The sequence below is a fragment of the Stenotrophomonas sp. CASM106 genome, assembly GCF_049384825.1.
Lineage (GTDB): Bacteria > Pseudomonadota > Gammaproteobacteria > Xanthomonadales > Xanthomonadaceae > Stenotrophomonas > Stenotrophomonas muris.
The window spans coordinates 21,167-33,752 of record NZ_JBMRFS010000002.1 but is presented as its reverse complement, the minus strand read 5'-3'; the positions used below and the strand labels follow the sequence as shown (position 1 = coordinate 33,752).

Below are 12,586 nucleotides of genomic sequence, written 5' to 3'. Positions count from 1 at the left end.
GACATTGATCTTTAAGGACTCAGCGTTAAAGAACGCGCATTCATCATGGTTCATGAGAAGGTGCATGTTGACCGCTCCCGTGAACCATGTTGGCCGCAGCCAGGGAGCTTGTTGCGCCTCTAGCTCAGTCTTGGGTTGACGGAGGGGCCGCTTCAATCAGTGCCCGCAGGGCACGCACTCGCTCCTTACGGTTCATCTGGGACAGAGCCAAAATGGCATCCGCAATGACCTCATCTTCGGCGACCAAATAAGCCATCGGCAAGCCCAGCACGTCGGCCAGCTTCCCCAGTCCATCCAGGTCAATCCCACTGACCTCCGTCTCATACCGATTAACCCGGCTGCTCGCCAGCTTCTTATCGAGCCCCATCAGAACTCCCAAAGCACGCTGACTGGCGATGCCACGGAGCTCCCGCGCCTGCTTGAGCCGCGCGGCAAACAATGATCGTGGGGAAGGATGAGGCACGTGAACCGCAGTTGAAATTTCGGGTGGACAGCATGACGTGGTCCCTCAATGCATGGCAGACTCTTCATGAAATGTAGCACCCTCCAACTCAACCGTAGGGGATTTCATGAAGAAGAACACCATGGGAGTGGCGGCCGGCCTTGCCGCGACGCTGTTTGTAACCGCTACCGCCTTGGCCCAAGCACCTGCTGAGACGAAGCCCGGCTTCTTCCGCCAGCTCGGCAAGAGCCTGAAAGACGCCGGCCAGCAAGCGCTGGGGGCCAGGTCAGCAACCAGCGGCGCATCCACCTCCGGTCCGCTTTACACCCCGATCAGTGGTGGGGGCCGCATCAACGGCCTGTTCAAGAACGAGAACCACCAGAGCGCGCAGCAGGGCCGGCTGGACTGGCCCCGGGTCGCGCTGACCTTCAAGGAATGGGGCGCTTCCCTGCCTTGCTGGACCGTCGAAGCCCGGATCTGGACCAGCGCTACCGCCTCCACCACCGAGACCTTCCAGGCATGCGCGGATGCGGCGTTGACCATCCGGGACGACCTAGGCGAAGAAGCGGAGCTCAACAGCAATGCTCGAGCCAAAGCCACCACCGACCTGATGGCGGGCCTGAGGGTTCGCGCTGGAAAGCCGAACACGGGCGACGATCGAACCACTGGCCCTACCCCACCCAGGGAACCGTTCAACGTGCGAACCACCCGCGAGGGCGTGGCGTGGCAGGCCCGAAAAGTGGCGTTGAGCACCGCTTGGGTCTCCGGTTTCCTGCGGGCGGATGACCTGTATCCCGGCCCCTCTGGAATGCTCACGCCCTTCCGCGACACCCGCATGTGGATCGCCGGCTTTGATCCGGCCGGCAACCGCGACAAGTAAGACCCCACGTCGACCAGGAAGAGACCTTCATGAACACGATCAGGACCATCGCTCTCAGTTTGACCATTGCCTCCGCGCTGACGGCCTGCGGCAGCAAACCCTCCGACGATCAGGCCAAGAAAGCCATTACCGCTGAGTTTGAGCGCGTGCTGGGAAGCCAAGTCTGGGTGAAGGAATACCGAGACTTCAGCCTGAGCGGCTGCAAGAAATCGGAAACGGCCGAGGGAGTGATTTGCGACGTGGGAGGATCGGTCGTCTTGGACATCGGCGGCGTCGCCCAGGCCCGGCCGTTCGTTCAGCCGGTCCGCTTTTCGAAAGCGTCCGGCGAGTGGACCGCCCACAAGCTTTGAGGCCGCCATGACCACGCGTTCTTACGCCCATATCGGTTGCGCGACGGTCCTGCTGGGAGGCGCCGGCCTGTTGTTCACGGCTGGCGGCCTTGAGGCCCTGCAGCAGGGCACACCGCTTGGTTGGCTCGCCATCGCGGGCGGCTAGGCCACCTGGGCCGCGCTGGGGTTTCTCTACTGGATCAACGCGCGGGCCTACCGGCGCCAGGAGGAGGCCAAACGGCAACCGTACGCCCCGTCCTTGCCCAAGCGGGGTGGGTTCTGGAAGGGCTTCTTCGTCACTTGGTCAATCGTGGTGGCTGCCCACGTGGCAGCTTTCCTGGGAATGGGTTTTGCCGACCTGCTGCCACATCCTGAGCAAGCCCGGGCGATCTTCAGCCTGCTCGTCCTGGCGCTTGTGCCGGCGCACGTGGTGGTGCCTGTCTTGGGCGGGACCGTCTACGGCCTGGTCCGGTCAACGGCATTGAGGTAGACCCTCGTCAACCTGCGCCAGCCCTTCCCAGGACCTTTCGGATTCGTCGTCGGGCCGCTCATGGCCCGACGCGCAAGCCGGAAGGCGGCACCGCGGCATCCGCCCGAGGCCCGTATGGCTCAGGCGCGAGACAAGGGATTTGCCTGGTAGCAGTGGTGGGCCATGACGGTGCTCAGCCTGATGGGCGCACTGGGGGCATTTGCCATGCTGAGCGGGTTGCCGATGCTCCTGCTTGTTCGGCATCAAAACCGATGATTTACCAACCTTGATTGATACGCCTTACCTGGCACACAAGGCCGTCCGAGAATCTGCGTTGGACCAAGCAACCAACGAGCCCCAAATTTGCCTCGCACCGGGCTGGATCCCCAGTAGGATTAGGTGAAGGCCGACTAAGCCGTCGCTCTCACCACACATCCAAGGAAAGGGATTTTGTATGACGTTCTGGCGCATGCAGTTGCACCCTTCGGATAGCACCCGAGCAGTCGCCCATACCACCCGGTCACTTGGCTTGGGATACGTGGGATTGGACTTTGCGGATCCACCAGGCGATCTGACTGATGTGAAGCAACAAGATATCGACCAGAGCCAGCGAGACTACTGGGATTTCGCGCACTGCATGGATGTTGGCGACATCATCTTGGTCGTCGCCCACCATTATCCCTGCGCATTGGCCCGGGTCACCGGACCATACAACTACATCAGAGCTCCGGAAGTAGAACTGGGTGTGTGGTTCCGCCACTTCCGAAAGATCGAAGTGCTGGGCTACTACGCGGATATCGTCACCCATCCTGCAAAGTGGGAGAAGACCACTATGACCGACACCATCTCCATCCTGAGAGATCCGGACGGTGTCTCTCACCAACTCATTTCCAAATGGCTCGCTAAATTAGGCGAGTAACACCGTGTAGGCATCAACGGCTATCACCCTTGCACAATGCTGGCCAGTAGACGGCTATGATGGGCAGGACACAACACAGGACACATGTCCGGTTTGCGATCTGCTGCAGGATCAAGAGGTTAGGTTCGAGTCGATCCGATCCCCCTCTCTCCGCCAGATAACTGAAAAAGGCTGCCTTCGGGCAGCCTTTTTCAGTTATCTGGCGGGGGATGCGAAGTGCGCTGCGCGCGCTTCGCCCCAAACGTTGCTGCGCAACGTTCGGGCCCCTCCCCTTGCCGGCCTCTCCCCGCCCCTGTCGGGGCAGCCCCTCAACAGAGGGGCTTGTTGCTCCAGATCCATCAATGGGTTTCCGCCGTGCGGGGATGCCTGGTCGGCTGTACCTCGCAGAAGCCACTGGCGGGGGATGCGAAGTGCGCTGCGTGCGCTTCGCCCCAAACGTTGCTGCGCAACGTTCGGGCCCCTCCCCTTGCAGGCCTCTCCCCGCCCCTGTCGGGGCAGCCCCCCAACAGAGGGGCTTGTTGCTCCAGAGCCATCAATGGGTTTCCGCCGTGCGGGGATGCCTGGTCGGCTGTACCTCGCAGAAGCCACTGGCGGGAGATGCGAAGTGCGCTGCGCGCGCTTCGCCCCAAACGTTGCTGCGCAACGTTCGGGCCCCTCCCCTTGCCGGCCTCTCCCCGCCCCTATCGGGGCAGCCCTCAACAGAGGGGCTTGTTGCTCCAGATCCATCAATGGGTTTCCGCCGTGCGGGGATGCCTGGTCGACCGTCCCGCTTCCACGTTCGATGGCCGTCCAACGACAGGATCTGCCCCACGTCGTGGCACCCCGCGCTTCCTGTCCACGCCCTGACCACTGGCCGTGCCGTGGCGATGCAACGACACGCTGGCACTCACTGCCTGTTGCTATGCTCGGGCCACAGGGGATTGATGCCCGCTATCGGGCCGGATGAGGAACATCAACATGCGGTATTTCATGACGAAGCTAGTGATCACCTCCGCCTTGCTGATCGGCAGCGGCACCGCAGTCGCACAGGGCGGCGGTGCGGCGCAGTTCGGCGCACTGGGAGGCACGCATGCAGGCAATGCCCTGGCGTGCGGCGCAACCCCGGAACAGGCCGCCAAGCTGCGCGCAAGCCACAAGGCACAGGCAAAAACCGTGTTCGGCGCCGAAGCAGGCTTCGACCAGGCCTATGACACGGCCGAAGCGCAGACACAGAAGAAGATCACCGATGCCTGGAAGAAGGGCCAGTACAAGCCCACCAGCGAAGTCTGCAACGAACTGATGAAGCAGGTGCGTTCATGACGCAGAAGCACGGATCGACGATGTCCGCAGTGCGCGCGAGCCTGTTGGCCGCCAGCCTGGTACTGGCACTGGGTGCCTGCAAGCGCGCTGGCGAAGCGCCTGCAGAGGGTGGCGCTTCCTCGCCCGCACCTTCCAGCACCGCAGCCGAACCATCACCGCAGGCGGCTGCGGCCACGGATGGAAGCCAGAAGGCCGCAGCGTTCAATGTTGCCGAGCTGCCCGTATCGCAGGCAACGATCGGCAGCTTCCCTTATCTCGGACTGCCGCAGGGCTACACCAGCCAGGACGTCGTAGACAGCGAATTCGATCGCGTACCGTTCTGGACCGGCGATCGCGTGGAATGGATTGAAGGCAAGGTTCATTCTTCGGTCCTGCAGAGCAGCAGCGATCACCCTTATTCGCAGCTGGAGCTCAGCCGCAATGTACAGAGCCTGGTCGAGGCCCTGGGGGGCAAGCGCATTTTCTCCGGCACCATACCGGCCGATGCATCGCGTGACATCGGCAACAGCAAGGCGGCGACCACCTATGTCGGCGGCATCGGCGACATCTACAACGAACCCGCAGAAACCTATGTCATCCATCGCGAAGATCGCGATATCTGGATTCACCTGGGCTCGGGTGGAAACTCCGGCGGCCTGCTCGTCGCAGAGACAAAACCGGTGCAGATCACGGCCAAGGTCATTGAAGCGGACACGCTGAAACAGGCACTGGACAGCAGTGGCAAGGTATCCATCCAGGTGAACTTCGCAACCGACGCTGCCGAGATCCTTCCCGATTCGGAACCGCAGATCGCACAGGTCACCCAGCTGTTGAAGGCCGACCCACAGCTTCGCCTTTCCGTTGAAGGACACACCGACAACAGCGGCAGCCAATCGCACAACCAGACGCTCTCGCAGGCGCGTGCGGAGTCGGTGCGCACGCGTCTTGTCGGCGGTGGAATCGCAGCCGAACGCCTGAGCGCGAAAGGCTATGGGCAGAGCCAGCCGGTCGCCGACAACGCAACCGAAGAAGGGCGTCGCGCCAATCGTCGCGTGGAACTGGTCAAGCGCTGATATCACCACGACGTTACTGCGTTGAAGCACTCCGGAAAAAGCACATGCCCTGCATGTGCTTTTTTTCTTTTCCGCGCCGCACGGTCATTTGTTTTGCCGCGGATGCAACGAGATAAAAACACGCGGATCTTTCATCCCGTTCGAACAAGCAGCAGGCCGTGCACGCGCCCTCTGTGGCGCGCCAATATTCCGGCACCACAAGCCGCCTGCGTGACACAAATATGTCAGTTAAGTGTTAATTTCCTTAACGAAAAGCGGTGCATCTAGCTCAAATTTGACGTGATTATGTGCAGACAATTGTTAATCTGCAATGCGCATCACATTTTCAAATATTTCATTGCATATCGGAAAAACCTGACTTGTATCGTCAATTTTCTGTCGATAGGCTTGGCCCCGTTCTCGAACAAGCGACAAATTTTCGACGAACCAGGGTGTGAGCTTCCTGTCTTTACCTCGCCCTGCCATTAATCAGGATCCCCCAGCGGACACGCCGAATATCCCGCACACCCGGGAGGATTCCTGCCATCAAGGAGGAAATACATGGAACGCAGCCGTCGTCACATCCGTTTTTCCCGTAAGCAGGCCGGTCAGGGCATGACCGAGTACATCATCATCACCGCGCTGATCGCCATCGCCGCGATCGGAGCCGTCACCTTCTTCGGAGGCACGGTTCGCAGCCAGGTGGCAGGCATGTCGAAGGAACTTTCCGGCCAGAGCGCGACGCAGTCGATCAACCGCGCCAAGAACCAGGCCAACAGCGCCCAGCAGGAAGCTGACAAGACCAAGGGCATGGACGCGTACAAGAACAAGTAATACCCCAGCCCTGGCGGCATGAAGCCGCCAGGGCCCTCCCAGCATAATCTCCCTGCGCGCACCGCACGCGGCGCGCGACGGGCAGCCATGGCCTCCGGCCCAGGAATTCGTTATGCGCAGCGCATTGGCTTTGGCACGAAGCCGTGCGGCCCGGGGCGTTTCCAGCCACCGAACGGTCGCCGGCCAAGCAATGGTTCTCGGGCTGGCACTCATTCTGGTTCTATGCATCGGGATTGTCCTGCTGTTCAACACAGGGCAGGTGGTGAACAAGAAGGTGGAGCTGGTCAATGCGGCCGACGCCGCCGCCTACAGCGTTGCGATCCAGCAGGCACGCGCACTGAACTACGCGGCCTACATGAACCGTGCCCGCGTTGCCAACGAAGTGGCCGTGGCACAGACGATCAGCCTCTATTCGTGGCTGAACCAGATGCACACCACCTCCATCGTCATCCGCACCACGCTGGATGTGCTCTCCGCCATTCCCTACATCGGCGTGGTGTTCAAGGCATTGGCAACCGCCTTCAAGGTCGCCGAACGCATTCTCAAGGTCACCCGCCAGACGTTCCAGCCTGTCGCGCAGGCGGCCATCATCGCCATCGACAAGCTCAACATGATGTTCGCCGCCTCGGTGCAGCTCGTCATCGAGGGCGTATCGCGGCTGGACAGCTACACCATCGCCAAGGATGTGCTGCAGCGGAACTCACCGCAGGCACAACTGGGCACCATCGGAACCGCGGTGCTCGGCACGCAACTGGCCACGGCCGAGAACCGGCTGCTGCAGCGCTACAGCATTCCCCGTACCGCCAACGGTGGCTCGGCCACGCAGCGCCAGGGCGCCGACCGCTTCCGCAATGTGGTGATGCAGTCGCGTGATGGCTTCAGCAAGAGCCGCAGCGATGATTTCCTCGGCTTCCTGGTGCAGTCCGGCGGCACCGACATGGTCGACTACAACCGATGGGCAGCGCTGGACACCATGGCCGTCGAGCTTCCGCTGCCATGGCCGCTTTCCGATATCGATATTCCGGTCGGCTGGGGCGGTGCGCAAGCCGTGGAAAGCTATCGCAACCAGCGCTTCCTCAACGGCTTCGGCAACGGCAACGGCTGGTACTCGGACTGGGACCGCCGCCGCTACCGCCCGTATGGCGAAGCGGTGCGCCGCAATCGCGGCGCGGCGTGGATTGTCGACCGCAGCCAGGATGCCAACGTGCGCTTCGCCAATGGCCAGCATCGCAAGGCCTTCTTCACCGGCTACAACGGCCTGCGCGACTATCACGACGTCAAGGCCGGGCAGGCACTGCAGCCTTACGCCGAGAATGATCGTGACCGCGACAAGGTCGGCCCGGTCTTCACCATCTATGCCGAGACCGCCGGCACCAGCGCGCGCACCACGTCCGGCGCCGGCATCGGCGCCCCGGCCGGCTCGCAGATGGAACTGCCGGACAGGATGGCCAACAACAAGATCGCCGCACTTTCCTCCGCGCAGGTGTTCTTCGACCGCCCGGTGCAGCTGCGCATGTTCAGCCGCGATGACCGCAAGCGTGAAACCGGAAACCTGTTCAGTCCTTACTGGCAGGCACGACTGGTCAAGACCGATGCCACCACCAAGGCTGCCCTGGCGGCAGCCGGAGCCTTGATGCCATGACGTTTGCTGTTTTCAATCGCCTGCACCTGTCGATCGCCACACTGCTGATCAGCGGCTGTGGCAGCGCGGCGGACAACGGCGAGCCCGCCGCTGCCAGGAACATGCCGGGCATCCATCTTGACCAGATTGCCGAAACCCTGGTGGATGGACGCAACGCGGCGCGCACCAGCTACCAGCAGGCACTGAGCGACTGCCAGGCGGCAGGATTGCCGACCCGCGCACTGGATGACGCCGATGTCGCCCGCCTGGGAACCGTCCGTTACGAAGCCTGGCTTTCCAGCAAAGAGGAAGTGTTCCGTACCCGCGAATGGCGCCTGCTCAACGATGGCCCTGCGACCAGCTGCCAGTTCCGGCTGGAGGCCACCGGCCTGCAGGAGACCCAGAGCGCCTCCGGCGTGGAGCAGGTCGATCTGGCAACGGGAGAGCGTAGCCAGTCCCCCGCCGACAGCGACGGGCTCACCCGCTTTGCCGCCGAAGCCGACGAAGGCAGCGCCTCGCCGGGCTTCCAGCGCGCGGGCAACCGCAGGGTCGCTGGCCAGCCGTGCAACGTGTGGAAGGACGAGAACGGACGGTTCAGCCAGTGCGTGTGGTCGGCTGGTGCCAGCTGGGGCTTCACCCCCGGTGCACTGAACGACTACCGGCCGAGCCGCTACGCCATTGTCCTGGAGCAGGAACCCCTCGACGGCAATGGCACCCGCCTGACCACGCAGCGCATGACGGTGGGCCAACCCTTTGAACGCGGCGACCTCGAGGTACCGCGCGAACCGTCCTCCCAACGATGACCTGCTGAGGTAGCCATGGACAGGGAACGCCCATTCCGCGGCGCGCGTCGCCAGCGCGGCCAGAGTCTTACCGAAGTCGCCGTGCTCTGCGCCGTGCTGGTGCCGATCTTCCTGCTGATCCCGATCCTGGCCAAGTACATCCACGCCCGCCAGGCCACCCAGCAGGCCGCGCGCGCGATCGCCTGGGAAGCCACCGTATCGCCGGACTACAAGCTGCCGGCCGGCGGCCGCCAGCGCGATCTTGCCGTCGACCGCTATTTCGGGCGTGCCAACGATCCCATCGTCAGCCAGGCGCAGACCGGCGCACGCGATGCCGCCGTCGGCGACGTCCTGATGAATACCTTCTCCAACCAGCCGCTGGTGCGGCGCGGTGACCTCGCCCTGGTCTCCTACACCAGCACGTCGGCAGGCGGCATGATGAAGAAGATCGCCGACGTGACCTCGATGTTCGGTTCGTTCCCGCCCAACCGCAACGGCCTGACCCAGGCCCAGCTGCAGTTGGATGTGCAGGATCTGAAAAGTGCCAACGGCAGTGCTGCCGCCTATCTGGAACCCTTCGATTCGCTGGGCCTGAAGCTGCAGGCCACCCATGTGGTGCTGGCCGACCCCTGGAATGCAGCCGGTTCCGGGCTCAAGGTCAACTCGTCACGCTCGGTGATCGCGCAGGTCAAGCCACTGGTGCCATCCCAGCACATGGCGGGCATCGCCAAGGCGTTTGACGGCCTCTCCGGCATCCCGATGATCGGGACGCTGAGCAGGCTTGATCCCGGTTACATCGCGCCCGACGTGGTGCCTGTCGACAAGTTGCCTGCCTATGCGCCGTCGCGTTGACCTGCTGGCGGCACTGGCCGCGCTGCTGTTCGCCTGGCCTGCGCTGGCCGCGTCCTGGCCGGACATTCCCGAGCCCGAGGGCGCGCAGAGCGAGTGGGTGGCCAAGGACATGCTCTACAACGGCCTGCCCATGCGCATCTCGCGCTTCACGTCCGCATTGCCGGTGTCGTCCATCGTCAGCTACTACAACCGCGAATGGCCCGGGCAGACCGTGATCAACGAGGTCGGCGGCAAGACCGTGATCGGCCACGCACACGGCGAGTACTACGTGACCATCGAGGTATCGGCCAAGGGCAGTGGCAGCCAGTCACAGATCGGCATTACACGCCTGCTCAAGCGCAAGCCCGATGCCGCGGCCGGCGCCGATTTCCCGAAACCGTCCGGGACGCAGGTGATCAATGACATCACCTACCTGGACACGCCCGGGCGCAGCCTGTCCATGGAAAGCACGCTGTCTCCGTTCCAGACCGATGCCTTCTATGCCAGCCGCCTCCCTGCGGACGGCTGGAGCCGAAGTTCCGGCCCTGCGGGGTGTTCGATGATCGCGCTGCAGTGCGTTGTCCGCTACAGCAAGGGCAGCCAGGAAATGACCATGACCTTCAACCGGCACGAGCAGGGAACCTCGATTGTCGTCAACCAGTCGCAGCACTGAGACCACCGCCATGAGAAAACGCATTCCCCCGTCCCTACGCCGCCAGCGCGGGGCCGCACTGATCGAGTACGCCGTGGTCGCTTCCGTCGGTGTCCTGGTCCTGGTCGCCGAGCCGAACATCGTGCTCGAGCTGATCGATTCACTGCGCAAGGCGTACCAGGGGTTCACCTATATGCTGTCGATGGGAGTCGTATGAAGGCGCTCCCGCTGAAAGCCAACCGCAACGTCGTCTTCATCATCATCGCCCTCGCGCTCGGCCTGTTCGCGGCCCTGGTCGCCGTGCGCTACGTGCAGAAGGCAGTGAACGAGCGTGCCGCTCCGCCGGTGGAAATGGTGCCGGTAGCCGTGCCCAAGACCGACATGGAGCCGGGCAGCATTGTCACCGTTGCCGACCTTGCAGTGCGCGAAGTCCCCGCCGACCTGCCGCCTGCCGATGCGATCACGCCGGACAATGTGTCCGAATACAGCGGCCGCATGCTGCGCGCGCCGATCCGCGAAGGTGCACCGCTGGGTGCCAGTGCACTGGTACCGCTGTACGACCAGTTCTCGCGCGTGATTGCCAAGGGCAACGTGGGCTACACCCTCCAGGTGGACGAGACGAACTCGATCTCCGGCATGATTGCCCCCGGGGATCACGTCGACATCCTGCTCACCGTCGAGCAGGAACAGACCGGTGCCCGGGTGCTGCCGCTGCTTGAGGACATCAACGTTCTGGCAACCGGCAACCGCGTCGGCGAAACGCCGGCCTCGGAAGACCAGCAGGGCTATTCGAACATCACTCTGGAACTGACACCGGCACAGGCGCAGCGACTCACGGTCGCCGCCAAGGCCGGTTCGATGCGGGTGATGCTTCGCCAGGTGGAGGATCGTGGTGCGTTCGGCCTCAGTGGCATGACGCAGAGGGAACTGCTCGGCAACGGCACGCAGGGTCGTGCTGGCGTGCAATTCATCATTGGGGGCAAAGGGTCGACGAATGCGCAGCAATAATGGAATCCGCAGCCTCATTGCCGCCACTGCGGCCATCGCTGTTGTCACCTCGCCACTGCTGGCCGTGGCACAGACCACCGGCACCCAGCTGACCCCGGTACCGGTCATGGCCGCACCGCGCCCTGCTGTCCAGGCGCAACCGCAGCCCAACACCAACCATGCACCGGTACCCGGTGGGCAGAGCGCCTTCCCGGCGCCGGTTCCCGATCCCGCCTATCGCACCAGCGCGTCGGCCATGCCCGCGGTGCCACTGCCCACCCGCGCCCGGATCTATGCCGGCCAGGCCGCCGTCTACACGCTGCCCAGCGGGCTCAAGCGCGTGGCCGTCGGTAGTGGCGAGATGCTCGAGGTCACCAACGTCGGCCCGCGCGACCTGATCATGATGGGCATGAAGCCCGGCTCCACCACGGTTCACCTGTGGCTGCAGAACGGCAAGCAGCTGCAGGTGCAGGTGGACATCTCCGAGAACGATGCCGTCAGCCTGGCCGAGACCATCCGTACCCTGCTGGCCGACGTGGAAAAGATCAATGTGCATGCGGTCGCCGACCGTGTGGTCATTACCGGCCAGGACATCAACCCGGGCATCGGCAGCCGCATTGATGCGATCCAGAAGATCTACCCGACGGTGTTGAATTTCACTACTGCCGACCCGGTGGGCATGCGCCCGATGGTGCAGATGGACGTGAAGATCATGGAATTCGACACCAATGCGCTGGAAGAACTCGGCATCCAGTGGGACAACGTCATCCGTGGCCCGGTGGCGGGCATCGTCAAGGATTTCACCAACAACAACTACTACCGCATCAACCCCGAGCAGAGCCCGGCCAACGGCGTGCTGCTGCCGAACAAGCTGCAGGGAACCCAGGCCTTCTTTGGCATCGCCACGCAGATCGGCTCGGCGATCAACCTGATGATGAACAAGGGCAAGGCGTTCCTGCTGGCCTCGCCCCAACTCAGCGCCCGCAGCGGCGGGCAGGCCAAGTTCCTGGCCGGCGGCGAAGTGCCGATCCCGGTTCCGCAGGGCTTCGGCCAGGTCACCGTCGACTACAAGGAATACGGCATCAAGCTCGACATCGAGCCCCTGGTCAACTTCAACCAGGACATCTCCACCCGCATCCTGGCTGAGGTCAGCCGCGTCGATCCGACGGTGACCGTGCAGGGCGTGCCTGGCTTCACCACCCGCCGCACCGAGTCGGAAATCAACGTCCACGCAGGGGAAACCATCGTCATCTCCGGGCTGATCGACTCCAGCGCGCAGCAGGATGCCAAGCGCCTGCCGCTGCTGGGCGATATCCCGATCCTCGGAAAGCTGTTCCGCTCCGATGGCTTCCGTGGCAACCGTACCGAGCTGGTGATGTTCGTTACTCCGCGCGTGGTGACGCCGGGCTCGCAGGAAAACCTCGATGGCCTGGAGCGTGCGCGACAGATCCAGGAGCGCGGCCAGCAGGCCATGCCGCGCCGGAACAAAGATTTCGTGCAGTGACCGGAG

16 protein-coding genes and 1 pseudogene are annotated in these 12,586 nt (G+C 63.2%); 15 read left to right on the top strand and 2 right to left on the bottom strand.

Annotated features, from left to right (window positions below; all coding sequences use genetic code 11):
- Positions 1-124 precede the first annotated feature (124 nt).
- Positions 125-439, bottom strand: a complete 315-nt coding sequence (locus VG556_RS03850) for a helix-turn-helix domain-containing protein (RefSeq protein ID WP_100449542.1) — start codon at positions 437-439, stop codon at positions 125-127.
- 130 nt (positions 440-569) lie between these two features.
- Here VG556_RS03850 and VG556_RS03845 point away from each other — a divergent pair, with 130 nt between their 5' ends.
- The 6 genes and pseudogenes from VG556_RS03845 (at position 570) to VG556_RS03820 (ending at position 4,338) form a co-directional block, all read left to right on the top strand.
- Positions 570-1,322 carry a hypothetical protein gene (locus VG556_RS03845; RefSeq protein WP_100449541.1) on the top strand — a complete coding sequence of 251 codons (753 nt, stop codon included), beginning with the start codon at positions 570-572 and terminating at the stop codon, positions 1,320-1,322.
- Between the two features lie 29 nt (positions 1,323-1,351).
- Complete coding sequence (locus VG556_RS03840; RefSeq protein WP_100449540.1) at positions 1,352-1,672, top strand: hypothetical protein; 321 nt, start codon at positions 1,352-1,354, stop codon at positions 1,670-1,672.
- Positions 1,673-1,679: 7 nt separating this feature from the next.
- Positions 1,680-1,817, top strand: coding sequence for a hypothetical protein (locus VG556_RS03835; protein WP_157806034.1), 138 nt, complete (start codon positions 1,680-1,682; stop codon positions 1,815-1,817).
- Positions 1,818-2,153: 336 nt separating this feature from the next.
- Positions 2,154-2,396, top strand: a pseudogene (locus VG556_RS03830) (hypothetical protein).
- 178 nt (positions 2,397-2,574) lie between these two features.
- Positions 2,575-3,039: a hypothetical protein gene (locus tag VG556_RS03825; protein ID WP_100449538.1), complete on the top strand. Its 465-nt coding sequence runs from the start codon at positions 2,575-2,577 to the stop codon at positions 3,037-3,039.
- Positions 3,040-4,008: 969 nt separating this feature from the next.
- Positions 4,009-4,338 carry a hypothetical protein gene (locus VG556_RS03820; RefSeq protein WP_126411778.1) on the top strand — a complete coding sequence of 110 codons (330 nt, stop codon included), beginning with the start codon at positions 4,009-4,011 and terminating at the stop codon, positions 4,336-4,338.
- Positions 4,339-4,490: 152 nt separating this feature from the next.
- Here VG556_RS03820 and VG556_RS03815 read toward each other — a convergent pair whose 3' ends face one another.
- Positions 4,491-4,700, bottom strand: coding sequence for a hypothetical protein (locus VG556_RS03815; RefSeq protein WP_238381416.1), 210 nt, complete (start codon positions 4,698-4,700; stop codon positions 4,491-4,493).
- On the opposite strand from VG556_RS03815, the gene VG556_RS03810 reads away from it, so the two are divergent.
- From VG556_RS03810 to VG556_RS03770, 9 genes are all read left to right on the top strand, one after another.
- On the top strand, positions 4,674-5,390 hold the full coding sequence (locus tag VG556_RS03810; protein ID WP_230374590.1) for an OmpA family protein: 717 nt from the start codon (positions 4,674-4,676) through the stop codon (positions 5,388-5,390). The two genes, VG556_RS03815 and VG556_RS03810, sit on opposite strands and share 27 nt — an antisense overlap.
- A gap of 540 nt (positions 5,391-5,930) precedes the next feature.
- A complete protein-coding gene (locus tag VG556_RS03805) occupies positions 5,931-6,203 on the top strand; it encodes a hypothetical protein (protein ID WP_014036176.1) in 273 nt (90 codons plus the stop codon).
- Between the two features lie 112 nt (positions 6,204-6,315).
- Positions 6,316-7,845 carry a pilus assembly protein TadG-related protein gene (locus tag VG556_RS03800; protein WP_321210539.1) on the top strand — a complete coding sequence of 510 codons (1,530 nt, stop codon included), beginning with the start codon at positions 6,316-6,318 and terminating at the stop codon, positions 7,843-7,845.
- Positions 7,842-8,627: a hypothetical protein gene (locus VG556_RS03795; RefSeq protein WP_014646173.1), complete on the top strand. Its 786-nt coding sequence runs from the start codon at positions 7,842-7,844 to the stop codon at positions 8,625-8,627. The genes VG556_RS03800 and VG556_RS03795 overlap by 4 nt, the downstream gene beginning before the upstream one ends.
- Positions 8,628-8,642: 15 nt before the next feature.
- Positions 8,643-9,458 (top strand): TadE/TadG family type IV pilus assembly protein, encoded by an 816-nt coding sequence (locus VG556_RS03790; RefSeq protein ID WP_100449535.1) that lies wholly within the window; start codon positions 8,643-8,645, stop codon positions 9,456-9,458.
- A complete protein-coding gene (locus VG556_RS03785) occupies positions 9,442-10,110 on the top strand; it encodes a hypothetical protein (RefSeq protein ID WP_014646172.1) in 669 nt (222 codons plus the stop codon). Before VG556_RS03790 ends, VG556_RS03785 begins: the two co-directional genes overlap by 17 nt.
- A gap of 10 nt (positions 10,111-10,120) precedes the next feature.
- Positions 10,121-10,306 carry a hypothetical protein gene (locus tag VG556_RS03780; protein WP_014646171.1) on the top strand — a complete coding sequence of 62 codons (186 nt, stop codon included), beginning with the start codon at positions 10,121-10,123 and terminating at the stop codon, positions 10,304-10,306.
- Positions 10,303-11,097 carry a Flp pilus assembly protein CpaB gene (cpaB, locus tag VG556_RS03775; protein WP_014036170.1) on the top strand — a complete coding sequence of 265 codons (795 nt, stop codon included), beginning with the start codon at positions 10,303-10,305 and terminating at the stop codon, positions 11,095-11,097. Before VG556_RS03780 ends, cpaB begins: the two co-directional genes overlap by 4 nt.
- A complete protein-coding gene (locus VG556_RS03770) occupies positions 11,084-12,580 on the top strand; it encodes a type II and III secretion system protein family protein (RefSeq protein ID WP_014646170.1) in 1,497 nt (498 codons plus the stop codon). The genes cpaB and VG556_RS03770 overlap by 14 nt, the downstream gene beginning before the upstream one ends.
- The last annotated feature ends 6 nt before the right edge of the window (positions 12,581-12,586 follow it).

Excerpts from the sequence above, each read along its gene's own strand:
- VG556_RS03845 (WP_100449541.1), top strand. The coding sequence starts at position 570 with ATGAAGAAGAACACCATGGGAGTGGCGGCCGGCCTTGCCGCGACGCTG.
- VG556_RS03840 (WP_100449540.1), top strand. The coding sequence starts at position 1,352 with ATGAACACGATCAGGACCATCGCTCTCAGTTTGACCATTGCCTCCGCG.
- VG556_RS03835 (WP_157806034.1), top strand. The coding sequence starts at position 1,680 with ATGACCACGCGTTCTTACGCCCATATCGGTTGCGCGACGGTCCTGCTG.
- VG556_RS03825 (WP_100449538.1), top strand. The coding sequence starts at position 2,575 with ATGACGTTCTGGCGCATGCAGTTGCACCCTTCGGATAGCACCCGAGCA.
- VG556_RS03820 (WP_126411778.1), top strand. The coding sequence starts at position 4,009 with ATGACGAAGCTAGTGATCACCTCCGCCTTGCTGATCGGCAGCGGCACC.
- VG556_RS03815 (WP_238381416.1), bottom strand. The coding sequence starts at position 4,700 with ATGAACCTTGCCTTCAATCCATTCCACGCGATCGCCGGTCCAGAACGG.
- VG556_RS03805 (WP_014036176.1), top strand. The coding sequence starts at position 5,931 with ATGGAACGCAGCCGTCGTCACATCCGTTTTTCCCGTAAGCAGGCCGGT.
- VG556_RS03800 (WP_321210539.1), top strand. The coding sequence starts at position 6,316 with ATGCGCAGCGCATTGGCTTTGGCACGAAGCCGTGCGGCCCGGGGCGTT.
- VG556_RS03795 (WP_014646173.1), top strand. The coding sequence starts at position 7,842 with ATGACGTTTGCTGTTTTCAATCGCCTGCACCTGTCGATCGCCACACTG.
- VG556_RS03790 (WP_100449535.1), top strand. The coding sequence starts at position 8,643 with ATGGACAGGGAACGCCCATTCCGCGGCGCGCGTCGCCAGCGCGGCCAG.
- VG556_RS03785 (WP_014646172.1), top strand. The coding sequence starts at position 9,442 with ATGCGCCGTCGCGTTGACCTGCTGGCGGCACTGGCCGCGCTGCTGTTC.
- VG556_RS03780 (WP_014646171.1), top strand. The coding sequence starts at position 10,121 with ATGAGAAAACGCATTCCCCCGTCCCTACGCCGCCAGCGCGGGGCCGCA.
- cpaB (WP_014036170.1), top strand. The coding sequence starts at position 10,303 with ATGAAGGCGCTCCCGCTGAAAGCCAACCGCAACGTCGTCTTCATCATC.
- VG556_RS03770 (WP_014646170.1), top strand. The coding sequence starts at position 11,084 with ATGCGCAGCAATAATGGAATCCGCAGCCTCATTGCCGCCACTGCGGCC.